The sequence below is a fragment of the Pseudofulvimonas gallinarii genome (assembly GCF_004343305.1).
Classification (GTDB): Bacteria; Pseudomonadota; Gammaproteobacteria; order Xanthomonadales; family UBA2363; genus Pseudofulvimonas; species Pseudofulvimonas gallinarii.
The window spans coordinates 43207-69876 of record NZ_SMAF01000004.1; the positions used below are offsets into that span (position 1 = coordinate 43207).

Genomic DNA, 26670 nt, shown 5'->3' on the forward strand with positions numbered 1-26670 from the left:
ACCCGCGACAGGAATCCACCATGCCACACCGTTCGACCGGCAACCGCGCTGCCATCAAGGATGGCGACCTGCTGGCTGCCGTCGACCTCGGATCGAACAGTTTCCGGCTGGTCGTCGCCCGCTATTCGCTGGAGCAGCTGCATGTCGTCGACCAGCTGCGCGAAAGCGTGCGCCTGGCCGCCGGCCTGACGGCGACCGGTGACCTGATGCCCGAGAAGCGCAAGGCGGCACTGGACTGCCTGTCGCGTTTCGGTCAACGCCTGAAGGCGATTCCCGCCGAACGGCTGCGGGCCGTCGCCACGCACACGTTCCGGCGCATGCGTGCGCCGCAGGAATTCCACCAGGCCGCCGAAGCGGCGCTGGGCCACAGCATCGAGGTGGTGTCCGGTCGCGAGGAAGCGCGGCTGATCTACCAGGGCGTGATCCAGAGCGTGCACGAGAGCGGACGCCGGCGTCTTGTCATCGACATCGGTGGGGGCTCGACGGAATTCATCATCGGCGAGCGCGACCAGGCGCTGGAAACCGAAAGCGTCCAGGTCGGCTGCGTGGCGACGACGCTGCGCTTCTTCGGCGACGGCCGGCTGGGGGCGAAACGCTGGAAGCAGGCCGTCACCGAGGTCGGCGCGGAACTGCAGCAGTTCGCCGCCGACTACGTGCAGCGCGGCTGGGGCGAGGTCATCGGCTCGTCGGGCAGCGTCAAGGCCATGCTGCGCATCGCGCATGAAGCCGGCTGGTGCGATCGCGGACTGTCGGCGCAGGCACTGGCGCGCATGCGCGACCGCGTCCTGCAGGCCGGGCGCATCGACGACATCGACCTGCCTGGCCTTGGCGCGGAACGGCGACAGGTGCTGCCCGGGGGCCTGGTGATCCTCGATGCCGCCTTCCAGGTGCTGGGCATCACGCAGATGGAGTTCAGCGAAACGGCGATGCGCGAAGGCGTGCTCAACGACCTGCTTGGCCGTGCGCAGCATCGCGACCCGCGCGAAGCCAGCATTGCCGCGCTGGCGCGACGGTTCAGCGTCGATGCCGCGCAGGCGGCGCGTGTCGAGGATACCGCCTTCCATCTGTTCGACCAGATCGCCAGCCAGTGGTCACTGGGCGACGTCGAAGCCGACTGGCTGGCCTGGGCCGCGCGCGTGCACGAGGTCGGCCTGGCGATCGCACACAGCCAGCATCACGTCCACGGCGCCTATCTGCTGGCGCATTCCGACCTGCCCGGCTTCACCCGTGGCGAGCAGCAGATCCTGTCCATCCTCGTCCGCTGCCATCGCCGGCAGGTCGCGCTGCAGGCGCTGCGCTCGCTGCCGGCGCGCCTGCACCAGCCGGTGACCCACCTGATCGTGCTGCTGCGCCTGGCGGCTCTGCTGCACCGTCCGCACAGCAGTGAGACGCTGCCCGCGCTGCGGCTGGGCCAGGACGGGGCGGTGCTGGCGCTTGGCCTGTCGAAGGACTGGCTGGATGCACACCCGCTCACCGCCATGGACCTGGCGCAGGAGCGCAAGTACCTGAAGCCGCTGGGATACAAGCTGGAGCCTTGCTGACCGCGGCGGTGTGACCGGATCGCGGCGGGCAGTCGATTCGGTGTAACGTACGGGCATGTCGCCGGCCTTGCGAACCGGTCGTGTCGCACCCGCGCCGGACCGCACGATTCCGCCAGGCACCGCTGCCCCGGCAGCCGCGCCATTCCGAAACGGCACCATGGCGACAAGGAATTCCGAGGCTTCAAGCGTGCCGCAAAACGACAGCGCCCGCCTTCACATCTGCCTGGTCACCGAGACCTATCCGCCGGAGATCAATGGCGTCGCCCTGACGCTGCGGACGCTGGCGCACTCGCTGGCGGCGCAGGGCCACGCGGTGTCGCTGCTGCGTCCCCGGCAGCCGCGGTCCGCCGGCGACGCGGGCACCGGATTCGACGAACTGCTGGTGCCCGGCGCCGCCCTGCCCCGCTATCCCGGCCTGCGCTTCGGCCTGCCGGTCACCGGACGTCTCGCCGGTCAGTGGCGCAAGAACCGCCCTGACGTGATCTATGCGGCCACCGAAGGCCCGCTCGGCTGGGCGGCGGTGCGCGTCGCACGACGTCTTCGCATTCCCGTCGCCACCGGATTCCACACGCGCTTCGACGACTACTTGGGCCACTACGGCCTGCGTTTGCTGACGCCTGTGGCGTTCGCCTGGCTGCGGCGCTTCCACAACCAGGCCCAGGCCACGCTGGTGCCCACGGCGCAGCTGCGCGATGTCCTGTCCGGCAAGGGTTTCCGCAACGTGCAGGTACTGCGGCGCGCCGTCGATGTGCGACGCTTCGATCCGGTTTGGCGCGATGCCGGCCTGCGTCGCCAGTGGGGCCTGGACGACGACGACCTTGCGGTGATGTATGTCGGCCGCATCGCCGCCGAGAAGAACCTCGCGCTGGCGGTCCGCGCCTTCGAGGAAATCGCCGCGCGGCAGCCGCGTGCCCGTTTCATACTCGTCGGCGACGGACCGGCGCGTGCCGGGCTGTCGCGCGCGCATCCGGACTTCGTGTTCAGCGGCCTGCAGCTGGGTGAAGACCTGTCGCGCCACTACGCCAGCGGCGACCTGTTCCTGTTTCCCAGCCTGACCGAAACCTTCGGCAACGTGACGCTGGAAGCGATGGCCAGCGGTGTCGCCACGGTGGCCTTCGACTATGGCGCAGCGCATGAACACATCGTCGATCCAGGGCTGGGCCGCGCCGTGCCCTGCGCCGACGAGGCGGCCTTCATCGCCGCCGCGGTCGAACTGGCCGGCGACAGCGGACTGCGCCGGCGCATCGGTGCCGCCGCGCGCACCTCACTGCAAGGCCTGGACCCCGAAGGGCTTGCGGAGCGTTTCGTTGCCCTCGCCCGCGACCTGCAGGCGCGGAGCACGGCATGAGCCTGCCCACCCACGTTCCGGAGCCGCAAGGTGCCGAGCTGCGCCTGACCCTGGCGCTGAACCGGCTCGGCGTGCACCGGCCCGTACTGCGGCTGTTCCGCGCGGCCAGCCGGCTCGGTGACGGATGGATCTGGTACGGGCTGCTCGCCACGCTTGCCTTGTTCGGCGGCTATCCCGGTTTTCGGGCCGCCGCGCATATCGGCCTGACTGCGCTGTTCGTGGCCGGTCTTTATCGCGGCATGAAGCACCTGGTCCGCAGGCAGCGTCCGTACCGGCGCCATGCGGTGATCGTCGCACGCGTGCGACCGCTGGATGAGTTCAGCTTTCCCTCCGGGCATACGCTGCATGCCACCTGCTTCACGCTGATGACCATGGCCTACTACCCGCGACTGGGCTGGCTGCTGGTGCCGTTCTCGCTGCTTGTGGCCGCGTCGCGCGTGATCCTCGGCGTGCACTACCCCAGCGACGTGCTGGCCGCGGCGGTGATCGGCGCCCTCGTCGCCTTAGCTTCGCTGGCGCTGTTCTGAAAGGCCGCCGCCTTTACGACTGCGGCTGCGGCTGCGTTGGCATCTCCGCCTTTTCCACCAGCATCGCGTCGCCATAGGAGAAGAAGCGGTAGCGTTCGGCCACGGCGTGCCGATAGGCGGCGAAAACACGCTCTCGACCGGCATAGGCGCTGACCAGCATCAGCAGCGTCGATTCCGGCAGGTGGAAATTCGTCAGCAGCAGGTCGGCGCTGGCGAAACGGTAACCGGGATAGATGAAGATCGCCGTCTCGCCGGTGTAGGGCAGCACTTCGTCACCGCCCTGTCGCGCGCTTTCCAGCGCCCGCATCACCGTGGTCCCGATGGCGACAACGCGTCCACCGCGCGCGCGCGCCTGGCGGATCTGCGCGCACAGACCGGCGCCGACGTTGATCCACTCGCTGTGCATGCGGTGTTCGCGGATGTCATCCGCGCGCACCGGCTGGAAGGTGCCGGCACCGACATGCAGCGTGACGTTGCCGGACTCGACGCCCTGCGCGGCCAGCGTGTCGAGCAGTTCCTGGTCGAAATGCAGTCCGGCGGTGGGCGCGGCGACGGCGCCGGGTTCGCGCGCGAACACCGTCTGGTAGCGCTGCGCGTCGGCCTCGTCGACGGGACGGTCGATGTACGGCGGCAACGGCATCCGCCCCAGCCTTTCCAACCGCTGCGCCAGCGGCAGGTCGGCATCGAAACGCAGCAGGAAGAAGGCGCCGTCGCGCCCGAGCACTTCGACGCCACTGCCGTCCGCCAGCGCCAGGCGATCACCGCTGCGCGGCTTCTTGCTCACGCCCAGCATCGCCTTGACGTCGAACGGGCCGAGTACGCGCTCGATGAGGATCTCGGCGCGTCCGCCGGTGCGCTTCCGCGCATCCAGGCGTGCCGGCAGCACACGCGTGTCGTTGAACACAAGCAGGTCACCCGCGCGCAGCAGCGACGGCAGGTCGCCGATCCGGCGATCCTCGAGGTTACCGGAGGCCGGCAGGTGCAGCAGGCGCGAATCGCTGCGCCGTGGCAGCGGCGCCTGTGCGATCAGTTCGGGCGGCAGTTCGTAATGGAAGTCGCTGCGTTTCACGTCGGATGGCCTTGCGAATTCGGAATCGGCCATCCGCTCGTGCGAAGGCCAGCGTGTCAATTGTCGCCGATTCCCGCACAGACCTTTTCGGGATCGCTCCCGTGGGACGGGTCACCGGAGAATCCGGCATCCGGGGACCGGGCTGATGCCCTGCAGACCAGGCAAGGCGCAGCCGCTCGGCCTCGGCGTGGACCGCCACCATATCGATATCCGGGCCCGGTTTCAGCGCCGGGTCGAACCAGCCTGCCGGCGGCGGTTCGGCCCGCCCTTCATCCGGATTCAGAAGTCGGTCCAGTTCAGCGTAGACGAAGTGCCGGAACGCATCGGGTTCGCGCATGACCGTCGCCTGCGCAGTCAGCGCATCGGTCGGGAGGTGCACGCGCGCGAGCACAGCCGGGGCTTCGGGCAACCCTGACTGCAACGCTTCATCCAGATAGCGTCGCGCCACGGCTCGATAGCGCGCCCATTCCTCCAGATCGTCGAGAAAAAACGAAGGATCCAGGGCAGGCTCGGCGACATACCAGAGCCGCACGCGTGCATCGCCTCACTCTGCGGCGATGCGCTGATGTTCGACGGCACGACGCCAGTGCTCAGGTCCGATCCCTTCGCAGCGACGCCTGGATGCCAGCTGGCGATCCTCCATCTTGGCGAGCAGGTCCAATTCGAAATCGGAGATTTCGCCCCGGCGCTGCTGTACAGCGGACCGGAGCAGGTTCTGGATGTTCTCCTGCTGGCTGTGATTGCGACAGCGCAGCAGTTCGACGCCGAGGCGGCAGGCCGCCCGGGCATCTCCGCGCCGGGCGCGCGGTTCCAGCTGTTCGATGAGCTGCAGGACCGGCACATCGGCCGCAGGCAGGTCGCTCGACCTGGATGCCACGACATCGTTGGGCGTGACCGTCGGCGTTGCCGACAACGCGCGGACGTGTCCAACGGCGGCGTCGGCGGGGTCCGGCTCGAGCCTGGTCACTGCGCTGGCCTCGGCGTCCGGGGACGCCACGGCGTAATCGGAAGGAAGACCGGCGGGAAACCGGCTGCCTGCAAGATAGGCGGCCAGTGTGACCGGGATAATGACCAGGCCCCGCACCCACTTCCTGTTGAACATCCCCAGCGTATCCCTTCTGGACGAGTCCAGAGGGATCGTCGCGCCCCCGAAAAGTTCACGTTGTGCGGGCGGCGCGCGCGGCGGCGATGGCTCCGGCGTGTTCGACCAGGTCCTCGCGCTGCAGGACGAATACGCCCATCTGGCCGACCTTGAACTCGACCCAGGCGAAAGGCACGTCCGGCAGCAGCGTCTCCAGCGCGCGCTGCGACTCGCCGACTTCGACGATCAGTACGCCCTGCCCGTTGAGGTGGTTGGCCGCCTCGTCGAGCATGCGCAGCGTCAGGTCCAGGCCATCGTCACCGGAAGTCAGGCCCAGCTGCGGCTCGTGCGCGTATTCGGCGGGCATGGCCGCGTACTCGGCGTGCGTGACATACGGCGGATTGCTGACGATGAGGTCGTAGCGGCGACCGCCGAGGCTGGCGAACAGGTCGGACTGCACCAGACGCACGCGGTCGGCCACTTCGAAGCGCTCGACGTTCTCCGCGGCCAGGGTCAGCGCCTCCTGCGAGAGATCGACGCAATCGACGCTCCAGCCGGGGTTGTACACGGCCATGGCGATGCCGATGCAGCCGCTGCCGGTGCACATGTCGAGCGCGGAACCGACATCGATGTGGTCGATCCAGGGCGAGAAGCCCGACTCGACCAGCTCGGCGATCGGTGACCGCGGCACCAGCGCACGCGAGTCGGTGGAGAAGCACAGGCCGGCGAACCAGGCTTCCCCGGTGAGGTAGCAGGCCGGGATACGTTCCCCGATGCGACGGCGGAACAGGGCGCGGATCTCCTCCTGCTCCTCCTTGGTCAGGCGCGCGGCGCCGTACACCGGCGACAGGTCATGCGGCAGATGCAGCGCGTGCAGCACCAGTTGCGTGGCCTCGTCCAGCGCGTTGTCGTAGGAATGGCCGAAACTCAGGCCGGCGCGACCGAACTCGCTGGCGCCGAAGCGGATGAAATCCAGGATCGTCTTCATGGAACAGGGCTGCTTTGCGGGGGTGTGCAGGGTACAGCCAGCCGCTCCGCCACGGTAGCGCGGAGCCGGCCGGAAGTCGCAAAGCCGCGGGCCCGACGCCCGCCCGCATCAGAAGCCGCGCCGCAGCCAGGCCTCGTAGGCGTTGGGCGGCGCCACGTTCACGCCGCAGTCGTCGATGCCGCGGTCCAGTGGCCACTGCAGGAAGTACCGCACCTGCCGGCCGGTGGTGGCCATTGCCGAGGAGAGGCCCGCGGCGGCGACGGCATCGTTGAAGTACGACTCCGCGACGATCCAGGGCTCGTTGCGGCCAAGATCGGCCATGGCGTGGTGGTGGCGTTCGAAGATCGTCCGTTCGTCGGTCGTGCCGCCGCCATAGATGTCGATCGCGAACAGCGGCGGATAGCGCACGCTGCCGTCCGCCAGCATGTAGATGTAGCGCAGGTGGCGCACGCGTGCGCGGGTTCGTACCGGGTCGCTGTCACTGACGAACGAGAATCCGACGCTGCGCCTGTAGTCGAACTCGGCCACGTAGTTGCGCCATATCCGGCGTGCGTACTCGCTCCAGGCCGGATTGTCCGGCCGGTTGTCATCGATGTAGTACTGGCCCAGCGCCTCGACGAACCATGCCCGCGGCATGCCTTCGACACCCAGGTCGGTGCGGTAGGACAGCCCCGAGGCCTGCAGGATCGGCTCGATGCTGCGGATCAGCTGCCAGTTCTCCTGGAACAGGCTTTCGTCGAACGTCGTCCACCACACCGGCGTGTTGTCGCCCTGCGGGAAATAGCGGAACAGCAGCTCGCTGAAGCCGGCGCGGTAGACGTCGCGCAGGAAGGCGACAAGGTTGTCGCGGATCCGCGGATGCAGCGTCCCGCCGGTCGAGTCGATCAGCGTCCCGCCGTAGCGTCCGTCGACCGACTGGCCGGCCGGCGCGCGCAGGTGGACGATGCCGGTGGCGATCCGCTGCTGGCCGGCGTCGCGCATCGCCCGGAGTTGCGTCCGCACGGTATTGCGGACGCCGGCACGGTGATAGTTGGCGAGGATGCCGTATGGATCACGCGCATCGATGCAGGACTGCACCGGATCGGCGGCATCCGGCGGCACCCGGTCGACCCGGTACCAGAGGAAATTGCTGCCGCCACGGGCCAGCGCCGCGTTCTGGAAACCGCCGACGAACAGCGTGTCGGCGCCGGCGAATGCCGCCGTTGAAACCATCAAGGCCAGTGCCGGGAACAGCCAGCGCATCGGGCAAACGACTCCGGTGGGGTGGGATCGCGCATGATGCGGTGCGGAAGCTGAAGGGGCGCCTGCCCCGCCGTACCCATGCCCGCGCTGGCGCGGTTCGTTCCCGGACGCGGACGCGGGGAGATGCACGGCGACCGGAAAGCCACCACAATCACCGCGCAGTCCAGCGATGGGAGACCTGGCATGGCGATGATGACCGGCTCGGACGACGAGCGCACGGTCCTGCTTGCATCCGGCGTTGTCGAAGGCGGTGACGCCGGCGACGGCGCCAGCGCGGGCAGCCTCATTGGTGCCTACCGCCTGGAAAGACTGATCGGCGAAGGGGGCATGGGCCAGGTCTGGCTGGCCGAGCAGCGCGAGCCGATCCAGCGCAAGGTGGCGCTCAAGCTGATCCGCAGCCAGCTCGCCGGCAGCCTGGCCGAAGCGTATTTCGAGATCGAACGCCAGGCACTGGCGCGCATGGACCACCCGGCCATCGCCAAGGTCCTCGACGCCGGCCGCACCAGCGAGGGGTTCCCGTGGTTCGCCATGGAATACGTCGACGGCCAGCCGCTGGACGAATGGTGCAGCCACCACGCGCCGACACAGCGTGCGCGCATCGAACTGATCATCGCGCTGGCCTTCGGCGTCCAGCACGCGCACCAGCGCGGCATCATCCACCGCGACCTGAAGCCCAGCAACGTGCTGGTCTCGCTCATCGACGGCCGCCCGCAGCCACGACTGATCGATTTCGGCATCGCCACCGCGGTGGACAACCGGCAATCCAGCAATGCCAGGTCCAGCTACGAGCGCGTCGGCAGCGGTCTCTACATGAGCCCGGAACAGTATGCCGCGGACTCGTCGCTGGACACCCGCAGCGACGTCTATTCACTGGGCATGGTGCTGCTGGTGACGCTGCTGGCGGGCGAGGAATCGGACATCCTCAAGGGCCTGGATCCGCACACCCGCCAGCCACATGCACGCATCGACGCCTCGCTGCGCGCGCCCGGGCGCGAGCCGGCGCTGGAGCGCCTGCCGCGCGAGCTGCGCCATATCCTCGCCAGGGCCACGCATCCTGACCGCGAAGCACGCTACGACTCCGCGACGGCGTTCGCCGACGACCTGCAGCGTTATCTGGATGGCGATGCCGTGCTGGCCGTTCCACCCAGCCGGATGTACCGGCTGCGCAAGTTCGTGCAGCGGCGACGGCGGCTGCTGGCCGCGACAGGACTGGTCGCCCTGGCCCTGGTCGTCGGCCTGGTGGTCGCGGTGTGGGGCTTCGTCGAGGCCGAGCGCCAGGCCCGGAAGAGCAAGGCGACCTCGGAATTCTTCGCGACGGTCCTCTCCGGCATCGACCCCGAACTCGCCGCCGATCTGGACAAGACGCTGATGCGCAAGGTCCTCGACGAGGCCGCGCGGCGCGCCGCCGCGGGGCTGGGCGACCAGGCCGATGCCCTGGCGGAAATCGAGAACGTGATCGCCGGCAGCTACATGGCCCTGGGCGAATACGTGACCGCGCTGGAACACTCGCGCCGCGCCTATGACCTGTCCACGGTCCTGCACGGCGAGAATGACCCGCGCACCCTGAACATGACGCGCCAGCTCGGTCGCCTGATGGTGGACACCGGCGACGTTGCCGACGGCGTCCGGTTCCTGCGCGAAGCCGTGGCGCGAGCGCGTGAAGTCGGGGGTGGAAACGACCGCACCACGCTGATGACGATGCAGGCGCTGGGCTGGGCGCTGCGCGAGGACCAGGAACGCGAGGAAGCGCTGGCCGTCCTGAGGCAGGCCGGGCAGGGCCTGATGGCGCTGCTCGGGCCCGACAACGACGACACCATCAACGCCCGTTTCATGGAGGCCATCCTGCTCGCCGACCTGGACCGCCACGAGCAGGCCATTCCGCTGCTCACCGAGCAGATCGACCGCCTGTCGGCCCTGAACTCGCCCGACCACGCCGGCGTGTTGAACATGCGCAACAGCCTGGCAGTGTTCCATCTGCAGAAGCGACGCTTCGCCGAGGCCGAAGTGATCCTCAAGGACCTCGTCCCGGCCATGGAGCGCGTCTTCGGCCCGGACAACACCAACACCGTGATGGCTGCGGCCAACCTGGGTGGCGCCCTGCGCCAGCAGGGCAAGGTGGAGGAATCCGGCCCGCACTACCTGCGGGCGCTGGAGTCCAACCTGGCGCGCTTCGGCCCGCTGCACACGCGCACGGTCATGGCCCAGCACAACTACGCCAACTACCTGCTCGATGCCGGCCGCGCCGCTGAAGCCTTCGAGTTGCAGGACACGGCCCTGCAGGCCGCGGGTGGGTCGCTGGGCGAAAAACACCCGGTATACGCGGGCGCCATGCGCGGCAAGGGCATGGCCGCCATGCACCTGGGTCGGCTGCAGCAAGCCGAAGAACTGCTGCTGCAGGCCCTGGCCCTCCAGGAATCGATGTGGGCGCCCGGCAACAGCCAGATCATCCAGACCCGCGAAGCACTGGTGAAGCTGTACGAGAAGATGGGCCGGCCGGAAGCGGCCGCGCGCTATCGCGACTGAAGCAGGCGCTCGCGGTTCTGCCGCCACTGCGCCCGCGTCTGGCCCCAGACAACGGTGCTGACGTCCTCGTACGGCGGCGGCATGCGTGCCTCGCCGAGCGCGGCCGAGCCCAGGCGCTGCGCGACGAGCTGCGAGGCGACGTTGGCCGGCGCGATGCAATGGATCACGTCGTCCCAGCCGAGATGCCCGAAGGCCCAGTCCATGGCGGCAGCGGCCGCTTCGGTGGCGAAGCCCCGGCCCCAGGCCGCACGCCGGAAGGCCCAGCCGATCTCGTTCCCCGGCCAGCCCTCGGGTTTCCAGGGGCCGGCCTGGCCCAGCCATTCACCGCTGGCCTTGTCGATCACCGAGAACATGCCGAAGCCCTGCACCAGCCAGGCGCCGGGCTGCTGCAGGAACTTGCGCCAGGCCGCCTCGCGCACCATGTGCCCACCAATGTGGCGCGCCGCCTCCTCGTCGCCGACCAGATCGGCATAACCGTCGAAGTCACCGATGCGGGGCACGCGCAGCAGCAGGCGCGCGGTCTCGACGACCGTGTCCAGGCGGGAATGTCCTTCGCTGCTCACCGGGTACGACTCAGAACGCGTTGATGCCGGTCACCTCGCGACCGATCACCAGCTGGTGCACGGTCTCGGTGCCTTCATAGGTGATGACCGATTCGAGGTTCAGGGCGTGCCGGATCGCCGCGTGCTCGGTGGTGATGCCGGCCCCACCGAGCAGGTCGCGGCATTCGCGCGCGATGTCGATGGCCATGCGGCAGTTGTTCCACTTCGCCAGCGACACCTGCGACGGCACCATCTTGCCGGCATCCTTGAGGCGACCCAGCTGCAGCACCAGCAGCTGCGCCAGCGTGATGCGGCGGGCCATGTCGGCGAGCTTGATCTGCGCGCTCTGTGTCGCCGCCACCGGGCGGTTGAAAAGCATGCGCTCCTTCGAGTACTCGAGGGCCTCGCTGTAGCAGGCGATGGCGGCGCCGATCGGACCCCAGGTGATGCCGTAGCGCGCCTGCGTCAGGCAACCCAGCGGCCCCTTGAGACCCTTTACGTTGGGCAGCCGGCTGGCGTCGGGAATGCGCACGTTGTCGAGGAACAGCGCGCTGGTGACCGAGGCGCGCAGGCTCATCTTCTTGTGGATTTCCTGCGCGGTGAAGCCCGGCGTGTCGGTGGGCACGATGAAGCCCTGGATGCCGTCTTCGGTCTGCGCCCAGACGATGGCGATCTGCGCGAGGTTGCCGTTGGTGATCCACATCTTGGCGCCGTTGAGCACCCAGTCGCCGCCGTCACGGCGCGCGCTGGTCTTCATGTTGGCCGGGTCGGAACCGCCGTGCGGCTCGGTCAGGCCGAAACAGCCGATGACCTCGCCGGCGGCCATGCGGGGCAGCCACTCGCGGCGCTGCTCCTCGCTGCCATAGGCGAAGATCGGATACATGCACAACGAACTCTGCACGCTGACGAAGCTGCGGATGCCGGAATCGCCGCGCTCCAGTTCCTGGCAGATCAGGCCGTACTGCACACCGCTCATGCCGGCGCAGCCGTATTCCTCCGGCAGCGACGAGCCGAGCAGTCCGAGGCTGGCGACTTCCGGAACCAGCTCGCGCGGAAAGCGGCCCTGGTCGAAGCAGTCGCCGATGATCGGCAGCACCTTCTCGTCGGTGAAGCGGGCAACCGCATCCTGGACCATGCGCTCCTCATCGGACAGCAGCGAACGGACATCGAAGAGGTCGGTGGGGTTCAGGCTCATGGAAAGACGGCTCCGGTGGGACGGTGCTGGACACCCGGCGCTTTCGGCCCGGGTCATGCGCACGTGCAAAGGGGCGGCTATTCTAGCGCCTGCGCCCGTGCAGGGCACGACGACCGGTCGTGCGGCAGCGGCCGCCAGCGGTTTCGATGCGCATCCCTGTCCTGACCTATCACGCGGCCAATGTCGCCGGCATGGCCTATGCCGGCAATGACCACGTCGCCCTCGCCCACGACCTGCGGCTGATCGACGCACTGGGCTGGCAGATCATTCCGCTGGACGCCGTCCTCGACCTCATCGACGGGCGCCGGCCCTGGCCGTCGCGACCCTGCCTGGCCCTGACCTTCGATGACGGCACCGACCTGGACGTGCGTGCGATCGAATGGCCGGGCATCGGCCTGCAGCCGGGTTTCCTGCCGATCCTTCGGGCTTTCCGCGATGAAACCGCCGGGCGCCAGCCCGAACTGCACGCCACCTGCTTCGTCATCGCCTCGCCGGCGGCGCGCGAGGCCATGGACCGCCAGTGCCTGTTCGGCGGCGATGTCATGGGCGAGGACTGGTGGCCCATGGCGGCGGCGACCGGCCTGCTCGGCATCGGCAACCACAGCTGGGACCACAACCACGACGTGGCGCCGGAAGCGGCGCCCGATGGCCTGCCGCGCGGCCGGTTCTTCGCCGTGGACAATGCGGTCCGCGCCGACTGGCAGATCGCCCGCGCCCAGGACTACATCGCCGCCCGCGTGCCGGGGCAGCCCATCCGCCACTTCGGCTATCCGTATGGCGACGTGAACAGCTACCTGCGCGACGACTACCTGCCGTCGCGCGGGCAGGCACTGGGGCTGGCGGCGGCCTGGACCACCGATGGCCGGCCCGTCACCGCGGCGGAACAACGCTGGGCCCTGCCCCGCTATGTCTGCGGGCTGCACTGGCGCAGTCCGGACGAACTGGAAGCGCTGCTCGCCGGAGCATCGGCGTGATCCGCGCCGCCGCGTTGCCGAGCCAGCCGCTGACCGGCCGCGGCGTCGCCCTGATGATCGGCAGCGTGCTCTGCTTCGCGCTGATGGCGATCACCATCCGCCTGGCCAGCGATCAGCTTCACCCGTTCCAGATCGCGTTCTTCCGCAACCTGTTCGGGCTGGTCTTCACCCTTCCACTGATCTGGCGCGCCGGCCTGTCACTGCTACGCACGGATCGGCTGCGCCTGTACTTCCTGCGCTGCCTGACCGGCCTGTCGGCCATGCTGACCGGCTTCTGGGCACTGGTGCACCTGCCCTTGGCGCAGGCGGTGGCGCTGAGCTACACGACGCCGCTGTTCGTCACCATCCTCGCCGTCCTGGTGCTGGGCGAGGTGGTGCGCGCACGGCGCTGGAGCGCGGTCGCCATCGGCTTCGTCGGCGTACTCGTGATCCTGCGCCCGGGCGTCGATGGCCTGCAGTTCGCAGCGCTGGTCGCGATCGCATCATCGGCGCTGTCGGCCAGCTCGGCGATCAGCATCAAGTTCCTCTCGCGCACCGAGCCCGCCGATGCCATTGTCATCTGGATGGTGCTGATCATGACCCCGATGTCGCTGCTGCCGGCACTGCCGGTCTGGGTGCCGCCGGAACCGATGAGCTGGCTGTGGGTCATCCTCACCGGCGGCCTTGGCACGCTCGGCCATCTCTGCATGACGCGCGCCTACAAGCTGGCCGATGTCTCGGCGCTGCAGCCGCTGAATTTCCTGCAACTGCCGATCGTCGCGTTCATCGCCTGGCTGCTGTTTGCCGAACACGTCGATGCCTGGACGGTGGTCGGCGCGACGATCATCTTCTCGAGCACGTTCTATATCGCGCGCCGCGAGGCGCGCTTGCACCGCGCCAAGGTCATCGACCCGGAAATCGGCGCCGAATCGATGCCGAACCGCTGAGCGCCGGTCGGCCATCACCGGGCGCGCGGCTCACGGCGCCGATGCCGTCGCGTCCGGCACGCGCAAGACGGTTTCGCGCAGGCGCCGCAGGCGCGGCGCCAGCTGTTCGCCGTCGGTTTCAAGCAGCGGTCGCAGGTGCCGGCGACGGACGTCGTCGGCATCGGCGTCGCGACCCTGGCCGCGATAGAGCTCATACAGCGCCACCGCGAGCGCGTAACGTTCGTCGCCGGCCTCCACCGACTGCGCCGAGGCGGCATCCAGCAGCTCGCGCAGGCGCCGGATCGCGTCATCCGGACGGCCGATGTCCACCATCGCCCTGGCCGTCTGGATCGCCACATCGATCGTGTCCTCGGCCCACGGTCCCTGCGTCTGGACAAGACTCGCGTGCATCTCGCGGGTCAGCGACAGCATCTGCTCATGCCGGCCCATGCGCTTGAGCAGGTCGGCCAGGCTGCGGCCGACCCGGTAGGTGTCCAGGCTGCCGGGACCGAGGATGCGTCGCCGCATGGTGTACACGTCGCTGTAGATGGCCAGGGCCTGGTCATGGCGGTCGAGGCGGACCAGCGCCCGAGCCAGGCTGGCGCGGCTGCGCAGCGTATGTGGATGTTCCGGACCGAGCACGCGTGCCCGGCCTTCGGCGGCTTCCTCCAGCGCGGCCATGGCCTCGACCGGATCACCCGCCTCCATCATCGACATGCCCATGTTGTTGAGGATCATCAGCGTCAGCGGATGGTCGGCGCCGAGATGCTGGCGGTTCAGCGCGTAGGCTTCGCGCTCCAGTTCCAGGGCCGCCGCCACGTCGCCGGTATCGGCCAGCAGCGCGGCGTAGTTCACCAGCACGCCGACCAGCTGCTGCCAGTTGCCATCCTGGCCGCGCTGCACGGACAGGACCTGTTCGAACTGCGGCCGCGCCTGGTCGGAGGCCCCATCAAGGTGCAGCGACAGCGCGTACTGCTGACGCGCGCGGGCCACCTCGGGGTGGTCGGCCGGATGGATCCGCAGCGCGGCATCCAGCGCCTTCTCGTACCACTGGCGCGCCTTGCCGTATTCGATCTTGGAGCGGGCGACCTGGGCACGGACCATGGTCGCGGCGATGTGTCGGGAACTGTCTAGTGGCAGCCGTTCGACGGTTGCGACGGCCTCCGATGCCATGGCCTCGGCGGCATCGAACTGCCCGGAGCGCTCCAGGGAATTGGCCAGCGCCACCTGCGCGTCGACCACGGACTCGAGGTCCGGCTGCGGCAGCGCCACGCGCTGTTCCAGCACCGACTGCAAGGCCGCGACGGCCTCGTCGTACTGGCCGATCGCGTGATAGACCTCGCCCACCGACTGCAGCAGGTCGGCGGCCAGCGCCGGTTGCGTTTCGAAGCGCTGGCCGATGATCGACTCGGCGCGCTTGAGCACCGATTCCACCAGGATGGCTCGTGCCAGGCTGGGGCCGTCGAGAATGCCCGGCAGCTGCTCGACCTGCAGCACGGTGTCCCTTTCGCTGCGGCGCGACAGCTGGTCGCGCACATGGCCGACGAGTCGTCGACCCATGTCCATGACGTCGATGTCGCTGAGCATGGCCTGCTGGAAGGCGACGACCTGTTCCAGTTCATGCTGGCGCGCCTCGGCGACGCCGCGCTGGATGCGCGCCTGGTTGAAGGCGTGCAGGCTGAGCACCAGGCCGCCGACCAGCGTGAGCAGGACCGCCGCGCCGGAAGCCAGCCAGAGCCGGTGCCGGCGCGCGAATCGACGCAGCAGGTAACCCGGCGTTGCCGGCATCGCCTGCAACGGCAGGTGGGCCAGATAGCGGCGCAGCTCGTCGGCCAGCGCGATGGCGCTCGGATAGCGGTCGTTGCGATCGTGCGCCATCGCGGTCAGCACGACGCGGTCCAGTTCGCGCAGGCGGCCACGCCGCGGCGAGGCCGCGCCGGTGGGCAGGCGGCGGCTGCGCAGGCGCTGCGAAGGTGCCGTCAACGGGCCGGAACGCGTCGATGAAGCGGTTCGCCCGCTCTGGCTGGCGATGCCAGGGCGGTCACCGACGATCAGTTCGTAAAGCACCACGCCCAGTGCATAGACATCGCTGCGCGTGTCGATGCTGGCCAGTCGCCCTTCCAGCTGCTCCGGACTCATGTACTCCGGCGTGCCGGCCATGTCGACCGGGCCTTCCACCGCGGCGTCGGCCAGCCCGGCGCGTGCCGCCGCGGTGGCGATGCCGAAATCGATGATCTTCGGCAGCCACTCGCCATCGACGCGGGTGACCAGGATGTTGCCGGGCTTGAGGTCGCGGTGCACGACACCTTTCTGGTGCGCGTGCTGGATGGCATCGCAGACGCGCGCGAGCAGGGCCAGGCGCTGGTCCAGCGACAGGTCGCGCGCCACCTCGGTGATCGGGCTGCCCTCGATGAATTCCATCGCGAACCAGGGCACGCCGTCTTCGGTCGTGCCGGCGTCGAAGATCTGCGCGATGGCCGGGTGCTGCATCTGCGCCAGGGTCTGGCGCTCGATCTCGAAGTAGGCGCGCTGGCGCGTGCTCAGGCGGCCGCGCAGCAGCTTCAGCGCGACGGTGCGACGGACCGGCTGCAGCTGTTCGGCGCGGTAGATGGCGCCCATGCCGCCGCTGCCGATGCGGGCGACGACGCGGTAGTGGCCGACCAGGGTGCCCGGCGCCAGCACGCCCGCTTCCGGCGCATCGACGCCTTCATCTGTGCGTGTTTCGAGCCGTCGCGTCGCGTCGGCATCGTCGGCATCCGTTTCTCCGGTCGGCAGCATGGTCCCTCCACACCCTGGACCAGGCATGGTAGCCCAGCCTCCAATGGGTGAGGCGCTGCGCTATGCTTCCGCCAGCCAGAGGGTGGCCATGAACCGACGAAGCGACGAAGCGAGCACCACGCGCAGGACCATGATCAGTCCCGGGCCGGACCAGCCCGAGCAGGGGACCATGTGCCTGGTGGTGATCCATGGCGAAGGCCTGGGCAAGCGCATCGACGTGCCCGAACAGCCGATCGTGATCGGACGCTCGCACGACGCCGACCTGCACATCCCCCACGTCAGCGTGTCGCGGCAGCATTGCCAGGTCTGGCGGGAAGGCAACGCCTGCCACGTCCGCGACCTGGGCGCGACCAACCGTACGCGCATCAACGACCTGCCGGTCGAACACGGCACGCTCAGCGACGGCGACCACCTCACCATCGGCGAGAGCATCCTCAAGTTCATCGGCGAAGGCAGCGTTGAGGCGCGCTACCACGAAGAGGTTTACCAGGTCGCCACCCACGATGCCCTGACCGGCCTGTGCAACCGCCGCCACTTCATCGAGATCGTCGACAAGGAAATCTCACGCTCGCTTCGCCATGAACGACCGCTGGCGATGTGCATCGTCGATGTCGACCTGTTCAAGCCGATCAACGACACCTACGGCCACATCGCCGGCGACGGCGTGCTGCGGCAGATCGGCGAGATCATGCGCAACCACGTGCGCGGCGACGACATCGCCGCCCGCATCGGTGGCGAGGAATTCGCGGTGCTGCTGCCCGAGGCCGGCATCGAGGCCGCCGGCACCTTCGCCGAGCGCCTGCGGCAGGCGGTGGCGGAGTCCAGTTTCACCCTCGGCGACCAGCCGCACAAACTCACGGTGAGTATCGGCGTGGCCATCCTGGGACCCGGCCGCGAGGAGCGCAGCAGCCTGATGGCTGCGGCGGACTCGGCGCTGTATCGGGCCAAGGAAGGCGGCCGCAACCAGGTCTGCACGGCCTGACCAGGGCGGCGGCCGCGGGCGATGCCGTGCCCCGCCAAACCGCGATCAATCCGTCGCCGTCGCCACCGCTGCCGCGACGTCGCCGGGACCGTAGCGGCGCTGCACGTAGTCGTCGATCAGCGCGACGAAGTCGTCGGCGATGCGCTCGCCGCGCAGCGTGGTGAATTTCCGCCCGTCCACGAACACCGGCGCCGCCGGCGCCTCGCCCGTTCCCGGCAGTGAAATGCCGATGTTGGCGTGACGACTCTCGCCGGGCCCGTTGACGATGCAGCCCATCACCGCCAGCGTCAGGTGTTCGACGCCGGGATACTTCAGCTTCCACACCGGCATCTGTTCGCGGACATGGTCGGTGACCTGGCGCGCCAGTTCCTGGAAGAAGGTCGAAGTCGTGCGGCCGCAACCGGGACAGGCGGTCACCATCGGCGTGAAGGCGCGCAGTCCCATGCTCTGCAGCAGCTCCTGCGCGACCACGACTTCCGTCGTGCGCGACTGCCCGGGTTCCGGCGTCAGTGAAACGCGGATGGTGTCGCCGATGCCTTCCTGCAGCAGCACGCCCAGCGCCGCCGCCGAAGCGGTGATGCCCTTGCTGCCCATGCCGGCTTCGGTCAGTCCCAGATGCAGCGCGTAGTCGCCGCGCGCCGCAAGATCGCGGTACACGGCGATCAGCTCCTGCACACCGGACACCTTGCAGGACAGCACGATGCGTTTGCGCTCCAGGCCCAGTTCCTCGGCGCGCCGCGCCGACTCCAGCGCCGAGCGGATCAGGGCCTCGCGCAGCACGCGCGCGGCATCCCAGGGTTCGGCGCGCTGGCTGTTCTCGTCCATCATCCGCGCCGCCAGCGCCTGGTCGAGCGAACCCCAGTTGGCCCCGATGCGCACCGGCTTGCCGTGGCGGACCGCCAGTTCGATGATGGTTGCGAACTGGGTGTCCTTCTTGTGCCCGAAGCCGACGTTGCCGGGATTGATCCGGTACTTGGCCAGCGCTTCCGCACAGGCCGGTTCGGCGCTGAGCAACTGGTGGCCGTTGTAGTGGAAGTCGCCGATCAGCGGCACCGGCACCGACATCATGTCCAGGCGTTCGCGGATGCGCGGCACGGCGGCCGCCGCTTCCGGCGTATTGACCGTCAACCTGACCAGCTCGGAGCCGGCCCGCCACAACTCGGCCACCTGCCGCGTCGTGCCCTGGATGTCCGCGCTATCGGTATTGGTCATCGACTGCACGACGACCGGCGCACCGCCGCCGATGCGCACGTTGCCGACCGTCACCGCCGTGGTGCGGCGGCGCTGGCCGGGCTGGAGATCGGCGCTCATGTCCGTGGTTGTCCTCGAATGTTTGCGGCTGGACGCGTCAGCGCGGCCGGCGACTTGAGTCGTCCGCCGCTTTGGCCGAGACTGGGCCGCCGTTTACGGATTCCCGTCCGGCGCCATGGCCCTTCGCTTCGTCCTGCGCTGTCTGCTTGACCTGCCAGCGGTGATGCCGGCGCACGCGCAGTTTACCGTGGAACGCCTGTGGGAACTGAACCGCATGGGTGACTTCGCCGTCGCCCCGGATGGCCGATCGGTCGCGGTGACGACCACCGCGTTCGACTTTGATGTGAATGGCAGCCAGACCCGCCTGTGGCTGGTCGACAGCCTCGCCCGGCGCCCCGCCCGGGCCCTCGGCACGCCGGAAGGCAGCGACAGTGATCCGGCGTGGCACCCGGATGGACGGCGCCTGTTTTTCCTCGGCACGCGGCCGGGCACACCGACGCAACTCCATGAAACCGGTATCGATGGCGGACCTTCGCGGGCACTGACGAGCCTGCCGGTGTCCGTTCGCCGCTTCCGCGTTGTCGAAGATGGCGAGGCCATCGTCTTCGAGGCCCTGACCTGGCCCGACCTCGATGCCGACTTCAAGGCCGTCCAGGCACGCCTGCAGGCGCAGCGCGCCGACGCGACGCAGGCGCGCATCAGCGAAAGCCGCCTGCTGCGTTACTGGGACCGCTACCGGACGGACGGCCGCGTGCCGCACCTGTTCCGCCTCGACCTTGGCGACGGCTCGATCCGCGACCTGATGCCGGGGTTCGACCGCCTGACGGGACTCGACGGCTTCGACTGGGATGCATCGGCGGACGGCCGCTGGCTGGTGTACTCGGCCAACATCACGCCCGCGCCCTACACCACGATCGATTTCGACCTGTTCCTGCAATCGACCGAAAGGGGCGTCGACACGGCCCGCAACCTGACCGCGGACAACCCGGCGGACGACGTCGAACCCGTGTTCTCGCCCGATGGGCAGTCGATCGCCTACGGCCGGTTCAGTCGACCCGGCACCGGTTCGGACCTGAAACGCCTCGCCGTCCTCGACCTGCGGACATCCGGCCCGGCGCAAGTGGTCGGCGACGACCTGCCCGGGCCCGTCCGCGACTGGACCTTCACGCACGACGGCACGGCGCTCTACTTCCATGTCGAGGACGGCGGCCGCATCGATCTCTACCAGTGGAAGCAGCAGCGCCTGCGTCGGCTGGTCGAGGGCGGCAGCACCGCGAAGGTGCAGGTGGCGGGCAGCGGCATCGTCTATCTGCGCCATGCCTTCGACAGCCCGCACGACCTGTGGCGACTGGATCCGGGCGCCGGCCCGCGCCGCTTCACCACGCTCAACGATTCACGCGTGAAAGCCCTGCGCCACGGCCGTTACCAGAGCGTGACGTTCACCGGCGCGGACAGCGACCCCGTGCAGATGTTCGTCGCCTATCCGCCGGGATGGCGACACGGCAGCCGCCATCCGGCCGTCGTGCTCAATCACGGCGGCCCGTTTTCGGCCTGGACCGACGGTTTCAGTTTCCGCTGGCATCCCGGCGTCCTGGCCGCGCGCGGATACGTCGTCGCATTGCCGAACGTGCACGGATCCACCGGTTTCGGCCAGGCGTTCGCCGACAGCATCCTCGGCAACCACGGCGAGAAGCCCGCGGCCGATGCCCTCGCCGCCGCGGACTGGCTGGTCGCCCATGCCGGCGTCGATCCTGACCGCATCGCCGTGGCCGGTGGATCCTATGGCGGCTATCTCGCCGCCCTGCTGACCGGCCTGAGCGACCGGTTCCGCGCCGCGATCGTCCACGCCGGCATCTACGACCTTGGCCACCAGTTCGCCGCCGATTCGCACTGGCAGCGCCCGGTCGCCTACGGTGCCGCGCCCTGGGCCAACCCGGAAGCCCTGGCGGACTGGTCGCCCAGCAGGCTGGTGCCGCGGATGACGACGCCAACGCTGATCCTGCACGGCGAACTGGATTACCGTGTGCCGGTCACCCAGGGCATCAACCTCCACGGCGCGCTCAGTGGAAAGGGCGTGCCCTCGCGCATCGTCGTGTTTCCGAACGAGAACCATCGCATCAACCGGCCCCAGGCCGCGCGCCTGTGGTGGAACGAAGTGTTCGACTGGCTCGATCGCTGGACCGGCCCGCGGCGCGCTGCCCACGCACAGGACACAGCCCCTTGAGTACGCCCGACCCGCGCGAGATCCTCACGCCCAGTTCGCTCAACCGCCTGGTGCGGCAGCTTCTGGACGACGCCATGCCCCCGGTGTGGGTGGAAGGCGAGCTGTCGAACGTCGCCCGGCCGGCGTCGGGACACCTTTACTTCACGCTGAAGGATGCCGGGGCGCAGATCCGCTGCGCGATGTTCCGCACGGCGGCGACGCGCCTGCGCTTCCGTGCCGGCGACGGCCTGCACGTGCGCCTGCGCGGACGTGTCGGACTGTACGAACCGCGCGGCGACTACCAGCTTATCGTCGACGCGATGGAGGAAGCCGGTGAAGGCGCCCTTCAGCGCGCCTACGAAGCGCTGAAGGCGCGGCTCGCCGCCGAAGGGGTGTTCAACAGCGCGCGCAAACAGCCACTGCCGGCATTCCCCAAGCGGCTGGCCGTGATCACCTCGCCGTCCGGCGCCGCCATCCGCGACGTGCTCACCGTCATCGCCCGGCGTTTCCCGCTGCTCCCGGTCGATATCCTGCCGTCGCCGGTGCAGGGTGCGGAGGCCGTGCCGGTGCTGCGGGCACAGTTGCGTGCCGCCATCGCCGCAGGCCGGCACGATGTCATCCTCATCACCCGCGGCGGCGGCTCGCTGGAAGACCTCTGGGCCTTCAACGACGAAGGACTGGCTCGCGACATCGCCGCCTCGCCCGTGCCGGTTGTCGCCGCCATCGGCCACGAAGTGGACGTGACGCTGGCGGAACTGGCCGCCGACCTGCGCGCACCGACGCCCTCGGCAGCCGCCGAGTCCATCGCACCGGACGGTGCGCAACTGGCGCGGCAACTCCGCCTGCTCGGCCAGCGCCTGCGCCGTGACACCACGCGCCATTTGCAGGGGCTGGCGCAGCGTCTGGATTCCGCGCGCCTGCGCCTGCAGTCGCGTGATCCGCGCCGACAGCTGGAACACATGCGCGAACGCGCTCTCGCCGCCCGTCAACGTCTGCTGCTCGCGATGCGCAATGGCCTGGCGAACCGCCGCGGCCGCCTCGCCACCTCGGCGACCGCGCTGCGCAGCCAGCGACCGGAACGCCGCATCGCGCAGTGGCGCCTGCAGCTGCAGCAGGCCGGCCGACGCCTTCGCCACGGTGCGATCCAGCAGCAGCGCCAGCAGCGGCAGCGGCTTGAAACCGCCGGCCGCAGCCTCAATGCCCTGAGCCCCTTGCGCACCCTTGAACGGGGCTACGCCATCGTCCGTGAACCGGCCGCGGGCCATGTCCTGACCTCCGCCCACGAGGCGGCGCAACAGGCACGCCTGCACGTTCGCTGGCAGGACGGCCAACTGCTGGCGACGCCGCTTCCCGACTCGTTGCAGCGCCTGCCTGGCCCGGACCGGTCCGGCCAGGCCGACTGAAAGTGCCGCCGTCGCCGACGCGCGGCCGCCTGCGCCACCCGCCGCGGCGAAAACCGGCTAGAAAATGGCCGCCACGGCGTTCCTGCGTGATATAAGTCACATATTCGCCCCAGCCGTAAACGCGGCCCATGTCCCGCCCCAGGCCCAAGACTCCCGTCGACATCGCTCCGACCGCGCTTCCGCGAGAAGACGCGGCGGTGCCGGAACACCTCTACGACTGCCTGCCGGCAGCGGTATTCGTCATCGACGTCGACTCCGGGCAGATCGTGCATGCCAACGCCGGCGCGGTCGAACTGAGCGGCTTCCCGCTCGACCAGCTGGTCGGGCGCTTTGCTGTCCGCCTTTTTCCACGCAGCGACGTCTCGCGCTTCATCGATCCGCAGGCGGAAGTGCGCTTGCAGGGTGGATTCCTGGGCTGGATCCGCACGCGCGGCAAGGTGGACGTCGCCATCGCGGCACGCATCAGTACCGTGTCCGGCACCTCGCCGCGCAGGGCCCTGCTGGTCGCCTTCGACATCACCGAGACCCGCCAGCAGCTGGACAGCCTGTCCGAACGCGCCCGCATCGACACCCGCACCGGCCTGCTTCAGCGCGACGAGTTCGAGTCGGCACTCGCCGACATGGTGCTGTGCCGTCCCGGCCAGAACTCCTCGGCGGCGCTGTCCATCGCGTTCGACGGCGTGCAGCGTCTGCGCGACAGCCTCGGCCGCGAACAGGGCGACCTGCTGCTTGCCGAACTGGCGCGCCGCCTGCGCGAAGCCAGCGTCGCGCCCACGCTGATCGCCCGTGACGGCCAGGACGGCATCCTGCTGGTCTGGAACGACCTGCCGCCGGGCCTGCTGGAAGCCCGGCAGGAACTGGACCAGCGCGCGTCGGCGCTGCTCGCGTCCAGCCGGCAGCCGTATTTCGTCCAGGCCGTCATCATGGTCTGTACCTGCAGCATCGGCATCGCGCTGGCGCCGCACGACGCCGACACGCCGGGCGCGCTGCTGCACTACGCCGACCTCGCCCGCCGCCAGCAGCAGGCGGAAGGCCACGATGGCCACCACCACTTCGTCAATGGCGACCTGCGCCGGGTCAACGACGAACTGGAAGTCGAGAGCAACCTGCGCGAAGCCCTGCGCCACCGCAACCTGGAGCAGCGCTGGCTGCCCGTCGTGCGGCTCTCCGACGGCCTCTGCGTCGGTGTCGAGGCCCTGCTGCGCGGCAACGAACCGCTGCAGCGACATGAGGCCGGGCGCATCGTCGCGATCGCCCAGGCGCGCGGCCTGCTTCCGGAAGTCGGGCGGCTCAGCCTGCGCCAGGCCGCCGACTCCTATGCACAGCTGGGCCGCGCCGGGCGCACCGCGGCCATCCAGTATTTCGGCCTGAACCTGGGCGCCGACGAGGTCACCGCGCCGGGATTCGTGGAAGAGCTGATCGAAACCGCCCAGGCCGTCGCCATGCCGCTCGACCGCCTGATGCTGGAGATCGGCGAGGCCGACCTCACCGCGCGCATGGCCGGCGTCGGGCCGCCGCTGCACCTGCTCGCCGAACACGGCGTGCGCGTGGCGATCGACGGCTTCGGCAGCGGCTTCGCTTCGATGAGCACGCTGGGCAACCTGCCGGTCGGGATGATCAAGATCGACCGCCGTTTCGTCTGGCAGCTTGAACACAACGCATACGACCGCGAGATCGTGCGCACGATGATCGAGCTGGCCCACCGCATCGACCTGCGGGTGACGGCGGTCGGTGTCGAAACCGCGGCGCAGCAGCAGATCCTGCGCGACCTCGGCTGCGACTTCGCCCAGGGCTACCTGTACAGCCGGCCCTTGCCGCTGGCCGAGCTGGTCGAGTTCCTGCGCCCGCACGCCGCGCGCGCGCGCTGAGGACGCCGTCGCGCGGACACCGCGCAGCCCAGCTGTGAGAAACTAGCGCGGCCACCAGATTGCCGTGCGGGACGCCTGCAGGCGCCTGCACCGACCACGGAGACTCCGGCCGATGTTTGAAGGACTGCGACCGCGGCATTGCCGCGCCGAACTGCGCGACGACGGTATCGCCGTCATCACCCTGGACCGCGCCGACAAGCCGGTGAATGCACTGGCCCAGGCGCTGATCGACGAGATCGGCCAGCTGGTCGAGCGCATGGCCATCGAGCCGCCGAAGGGACTGGTCTTCATGTCCGCGAAGGATGGCGGCTTCTCGCCCGGCGCCGACATCGGCGAGTTCGAGGGCTTCTTCGCGCAGGGCACCATCGCCGACGCGATCAGCAACGGCCACAGGGTCTTCGACGCCATCGCGCGACTGCGCTGCCCGACCGTGGCGGCGATCCACGGCCACTGCTTCGGGGGCGGCATGGAGCTGTCGCTGGCCTGCGACTACCGTGTCGCCGCCGACACGCCGGACACCCGCCTGGGCCTGCCGGAAGTGAAGCTCGGCATCCATCCCGGCTGGGGCGGCCTCGCCCGCCTGCCGCACCTGGTCGGCGCCCCGGAAGCCATGCGCATGATGCTGGCCGGTGGCTCGCTGAGCGCGTCGCGCGCACGCGCGATCGGGCTGGTCGATGGCGTCGTTCCGCGCGAAGACCTGATGGCGAAGGCCACCGACCTGGTGCGCACGCGCCCTGCCCGCCCGTTCAGGCAGCGCCTCACCGCGTGGGCGACGAACACCTGGCCGGCGCGCGTCGCGCTGGCGCCGACCCTGCGCAAGACCGTGCAGCGCAAGGCGCCCCGCAAGCACTACCCGGCGCCGTACGCGATGATCGATGTATGGCGCAAGCACGGCGGCAGCGTCGCCAAGGCACTGCGTCCGGAAATCCGCTCGGTGGTCAGGCTTGCCGGCACGCCGACCGCACACAACCTGGTACGCGTGTATTTCCTCCAGGAAGGCCTGAAGGCGCGCGGCGCCGGCACCGGTCACGGCATCCATCATGTCCATGTCATCGGCGCCGGCGTGATGGGCGGTGACATCGCCGCCTGGGCGGCAATGCAGGGTTTCAACGTCACCCTGCAGGACCAGAACGCGCAGGCCGTGCAGGCGGCACTGGCACGCGCCGGCACGCTGTTCGAGAAGCGCCTGAAGACCGCCGATCGCATCGAGGCCGCCCGCAGGCGGCTGGCCGGCGATCCGGAAGGCGCACGCGTCGGCGAGGCCGACCTCGTCATCGAGGCCATCGTCGAAAAGGTCGAGGTCAAGCGCGCGCTGTTCGCCGACATCGAGCCGAAGATGAAGCCCGATGCCCTGCTCGCCACGAATACCTCGAGCATCGTGCTCGAAGACCTGCGCGAAGGGCTGGCGCGCCCGCAGAACTTCATCGGGCTGCATTACTTCAATCCGGTGCCCATGCTGCCGCTGGTCGAGGTGGTGCACCACGACCAGGCCAGCGGGGAATCGCTCAGGCGCGGCCTGGCCTTCGTCCGCGGCCACGACAAGCTGCCGCTGGCCGCCGCCAGCGCGCCGGGCTTCCTGGTCAACCGCATCCTGTTCCCGTACCTGCTGGAAGCCTTCCGCCTGCGCGAGGAGGGGGTGCCGCTGCGCGCCATCGACGAGGCCGCCGTCCGCTTCGGCATGCCGATGGGGCCGGTCGAGCTGGCCGACCAGGTCGGCCTGGACGTCTGCGCGCATGTCGGTGCCGTGATCGCGCCGAAACTCGGCGTCGAGCTGCCCGGCGGCGTCGAAGCGCTGATCGCGGCCGGCAAGCGCGGTCGCAAGGACGGCGAAGGTTTCTACACCTATCCCGAAGGGAAGGCCGTCAAGCCGCCGCTGCCGGAAAACTACGTGCCGCCGGTCGACCTGGAGGATCGCCTGATCCTGCCGCTGCTCAACGAAGCGGTCGCCTGCCTGCACGAAGGCATCGTCGCTTCCGCCGATGAACTCGATGCCGGCGTGATCTTCGGCACCGGCTTCGCGCCGTTCCGTGGCGGCCCGATCCAGCACATCCGTGCCGTCGGCAAGGACGAGGTCATCAAACGGCTGACCGAACTGGCCAAGCGCCACGGCCCGCGCTTCGCGCCCCGACCCGGCTGGTCCGAACTGGCGTCCTGAGGCGCAGCCGGTCCGCGCCGGTGTCCGCCGCCCGCCGCACGCGGTCTGCGCCGATGCCCGCCGCCTGCTGCGCCTGACGGCGTCGAATGTCCGCA

General features: G+C 69.4%; 20 protein-coding genes. 11 read left to right on the top strand and 9 right to left on the bottom strand.

Annotated features, from left to right (window positions below; translation table 11 throughout):
• Window positions 1–20: 20 nt before the first annotated feature.
• The 3 genes from EDC25_RS04015 to EDC25_RS04025 all read left to right on the top strand — a co-directional run bounded on the left by EDC25_RS04015 (window position 21) and on the right by EDC25_RS04025 (window position 3416).
• Window positions 21–1541 (top strand): Ppx/GppA phosphatase family protein, encoded by a 1521-nt coding sequence (locus tag EDC25_RS04015; RefSeq protein WP_123523099.1) that lies wholly within the window; start codon window positions 21–23, stop codon window positions 1539–1541.
• Window positions 1542–1728: 187 nt separating this feature from the next.
• Entirely contained in the window at window positions 1729–2889 is a 1161-nt protein-coding gene (locus EDC25_RS04020; RefSeq protein ID WP_240639736.1) for a glycosyltransferase family 4 protein, read from the top strand.
• Window positions 2886–3416: a phosphatase PAP2 family protein gene (locus tag EDC25_RS04025; protein ID WP_123523101.1), complete on the top strand. Its 531-nt coding sequence runs from the start codon at window positions 2886–2888 to the stop codon at window positions 3414–3416. Before EDC25_RS04020 ends, EDC25_RS04025 begins: the two co-directional genes overlap by 4 nt.
• A 13-nt stretch (window positions 3417–3429) precedes the next feature.
• On the opposite strand, the gene queA is transcribed toward EDC25_RS04025, so the two are convergent.
• The 5 genes from queA to EDC25_RS04050 all read right to left on the bottom strand — a co-directional run bounded on the left by queA (window position 3430) and on the right by EDC25_RS04050 (window position 7796).
• Entirely contained in the window at window positions 3430–4485 is a 1056-nt protein-coding gene (gene queA, locus EDC25_RS04030) for a tRNA preQ1(34) S-adenosylmethionine ribosyltransferase-isomerase QueA (RefSeq protein ID WP_123523192.1), read from the bottom strand.
• Window positions 4379–5017, bottom strand: a complete 639-nt coding sequence (locus EDC25_RS04035) for a hypothetical protein (protein WP_132577258.1) — start codon at window positions 5015–5017, stop codon at window positions 4379–4381. The genes queA and EDC25_RS04035 overlap by 107 nt, the downstream gene beginning before the upstream one ends.
• 12 nt (window positions 5018–5029) lie before the next feature.
• A complete protein-coding gene (locus EDC25_RS04040) occupies window positions 5030–5587 on the bottom strand; it encodes a hypothetical protein (protein ID WP_123523103.1) in 558 nt (185 codons plus the stop codon).
• Between the two features lie 55 nt (window positions 5588–5642).
• The gene (gene prmB, locus EDC25_RS04045) at window positions 5643–6554 is read right to left on the bottom strand and encodes a 50S ribosomal protein L3 N(5)-glutamine methyltransferase (RefSeq protein WP_123523104.1); all 912 of its coding nucleotides are present in this window, start codon (window positions 6552–6554) and stop codon (window positions 5643–5645) included.
• 108 nt (window positions 6555–6662) lie between these two features.
• Window positions 6663–7796, bottom strand: coding sequence for a hypothetical protein (locus EDC25_RS04050; RefSeq protein WP_123523105.1), 1134 nt, complete (start codon window positions 7794–7796; stop codon window positions 6663–6665).
• Window positions 7797–7979: 183 nt separating this feature from the next.
• On the opposite strand from EDC25_RS04050, the gene EDC25_RS04055 reads away from it, so the two are divergent.
• A complete protein-coding gene (locus EDC25_RS04055; RefSeq protein ID WP_164484207.1) occupies window positions 7980–10319 on the top strand; it encodes a serine/threonine-protein kinase in 2340 nt (779 codons plus the stop codon).
• On the opposite strand, the gene EDC25_RS04060 is transcribed toward EDC25_RS04055, so the two are convergent.
• Complete coding sequence (locus EDC25_RS04060) at window positions 10307–10882, bottom strand: GNAT family N-acetyltransferase (protein WP_164484209.1); 576 nt, start codon at window positions 10880–10882, stop codon at window positions 10307–10309. The genes EDC25_RS04055 and EDC25_RS04060 overlap by 13 nt on opposite strands.
• A gap of 10 nt (window positions 10883–10892) precedes the next feature.
• Entirely contained in the window at window positions 10893–12056 is a 1164-nt protein-coding gene (locus EDC25_RS04065) for an acyl-CoA dehydrogenase family protein (protein WP_123523107.1), read from the bottom strand.
• A 146-nt stretch (window positions 12057–12202) separates the two neighbouring features.
• On the opposite strand from EDC25_RS04065, the gene EDC25_RS04070 reads away from it, so the two are divergent.
• Window positions 12203–13030, top strand: coding sequence for a polysaccharide deacetylase family protein (locus EDC25_RS04070; protein ID WP_123523108.1), 828 nt, complete (start codon window positions 12203–12205; stop codon window positions 13028–13030).
• The gene (locus EDC25_RS04075) at window positions 13030–13956 is read left to right on the top strand and encodes a DMT family transporter (RefSeq protein WP_276312356.1); all 927 of its coding nucleotides are present in this window, start codon (window positions 13030–13032) and stop codon (window positions 13954–13956) included. Before EDC25_RS04070 ends, EDC25_RS04075 begins: the two co-directional genes overlap by 1 nt.
• Before the next feature lie 30 nt (window positions 13957–13986).
• On the opposite strand, the gene EDC25_RS04080 is transcribed toward EDC25_RS04075, so the two are convergent.
• The gene (locus EDC25_RS04080) at window positions 13987–16713 is read right to left on the bottom strand and encodes a serine/threonine-protein kinase (RefSeq protein ID WP_164484211.1); all 2727 of its coding nucleotides are present in this window, start codon (window positions 16711–16713) and stop codon (window positions 13987–13989) included.
• A gap of 88 nt (window positions 16714–16801) precedes the next feature.
• Here EDC25_RS04080 and EDC25_RS04085 point away from each other — a divergent pair, with 88 nt between their 5' ends.
• Window positions 16802–17695: a GGDEF domain-containing protein gene (locus EDC25_RS04085; protein ID WP_164484212.1), complete on the top strand. Its 894-nt coding sequence runs from the start codon at window positions 16802–16804 to the stop codon at window positions 17693–17695.
• Between the two features lie 45 nt (window positions 17696–17740).
• Here the strand turns inward: EDC25_RS04085 and ispG are convergent, their stop codons facing one another.
• On the bottom strand, window positions 17741–19006 hold the full coding sequence (gene ispG, locus EDC25_RS04090; protein WP_123523111.1) for a flavodoxin-dependent (E)-4-hydroxy-3-methylbut-2-enyl-diphosphate synthase: 1266 nt from the start codon (window positions 19004–19006) through the stop codon (window positions 17741–17743).
• 115 nt (window positions 19007–19121) lie between these two features.
• Here ispG and EDC25_RS04095 point away from each other — a divergent pair, with 115 nt between their 5' ends.
• The 4 genes from EDC25_RS04095 (at window position 19122) to EDC25_RS04110 (ending at window position 26575) form a co-directional block, all read left to right on the top strand.
• Entirely contained in the window at window positions 19122–21170 is a 2049-nt protein-coding gene (locus EDC25_RS04095) for a S9 family peptidase (RefSeq protein WP_123523112.1), read from the top strand.
• Window positions 21167–22552 carry an exodeoxyribonuclease VII large subunit gene (gene xseA, locus EDC25_RS04100; protein ID WP_123523113.1) on the top strand — a complete coding sequence of 462 codons (1386 nt, stop codon included), beginning with the start codon at window positions 21167–21169 and terminating at the stop codon, window positions 22550–22552. The genes EDC25_RS04095 and xseA overlap by 4 nt, the downstream gene beginning before the upstream one ends.
• 197 nt (window positions 22553–22749) lie before the next feature.
• The gene (locus EDC25_RS04105; RefSeq protein ID WP_168708769.1) at window positions 22750–24420 is read left to right on the top strand and encodes an EAL domain-containing protein; all 1671 of its coding nucleotides are present in this window, start codon (window positions 22750–22752) and stop codon (window positions 24418–24420) included.
• A 112-nt stretch (window positions 24421–24532) separates the two neighbouring features.
• Entirely contained in the window at window positions 24533–26575 is a 2043-nt protein-coding gene (locus EDC25_RS04110; protein WP_123523115.1) for a 3-hydroxyacyl-CoA dehydrogenase NAD-binding domain-containing protein, read from the top strand.
• The last annotated feature ends 95 nt before the right edge of the window (window positions 26576–26670 follow it).

Excerpts from the sequence above, each read along its gene's own strand:
- EDC25_RS04065 (WP_123523107.1), bottom strand. The coding sequence starts at position 12,056 with ATGAGCCTGAACCCCACCGACCTCTTCGATGTCCGTTCGCTGCTGTCC.
- EDC25_RS04080 (WP_164484211.1), bottom strand. The coding sequence starts at position 16,713 with ATGCTGCCGACCGGAGAAACGGATGCCGACGATGCCGACGCGACGCGA.
- ispG (WP_123523111.1), bottom strand. The coding sequence starts at position 19,006 with ATGAGCGCCGATCTCCAGCCCGGCCAGCGCCGCCGCACCACGGCGGTG.
- EDC25_RS04040 (WP_123523103.1), bottom strand. The coding sequence starts at position 5,587 with ATGTTCAACAGGAAGTGGGTGCGGGGCCTGGTCATTATCCCGGTCACA.
- EDC25_RS04050 (WP_123523105.1), bottom strand. The coding sequence starts at position 7,796 with ATGCGCTGGCTGTTCCCGGCACTGGCCTTGATGGTTTCAACGGCGGCA.
- EDC25_RS04085 (WP_164484212.1), top strand. The coding sequence starts at position 16,802 with ATGAACCGACGAAGCGACGAAGCGAGCACCACGCGCAGGACCATGATC.
- prmB (WP_123523104.1), bottom strand. The coding sequence starts at position 6,554 with ATGAAGACGATCCTGGATTTCATCCGCTTCGGCGCCAGCGAGTTCGGT.
- EDC25_RS04025 (WP_123523101.1), top strand. The coding sequence starts at position 2,886 with ATGAGCCTGCCCACCCACGTTCCGGAGCCGCAAGGTGCCGAGCTGCGC.
- EDC25_RS04015 (WP_123523099.1), top strand. The coding sequence starts at position 21 with ATGCCACACCGTTCGACCGGCAACCGCGCTGCCATCAAGGATGGCGAC.
- EDC25_RS04055 (WP_164484207.1), top strand. The coding sequence starts at position 7,980 with ATGGCGATGATGACCGGCTCGGACGACGAGCGCACGGTCCTGCTTGCA.
- EDC25_RS04070 (WP_123523108.1), top strand. The coding sequence starts at position 12,203 with ATGCGCATCCCTGTCCTGACCTATCACGCGGCCAATGTCGCCGGCATG.
- EDC25_RS04095 (WP_123523112.1), top strand. The coding sequence starts at position 19,122 with ATGGCCCTTCGCTTCGTCCTGCGCTGTCTGCTTGACCTGCCAGCGGTG.
- EDC25_RS04110 (WP_123523115.1), top strand. The coding sequence starts at position 24,533 with ATGTTTGAAGGACTGCGACCGCGGCATTGCCGCGCCGAACTGCGCGAC.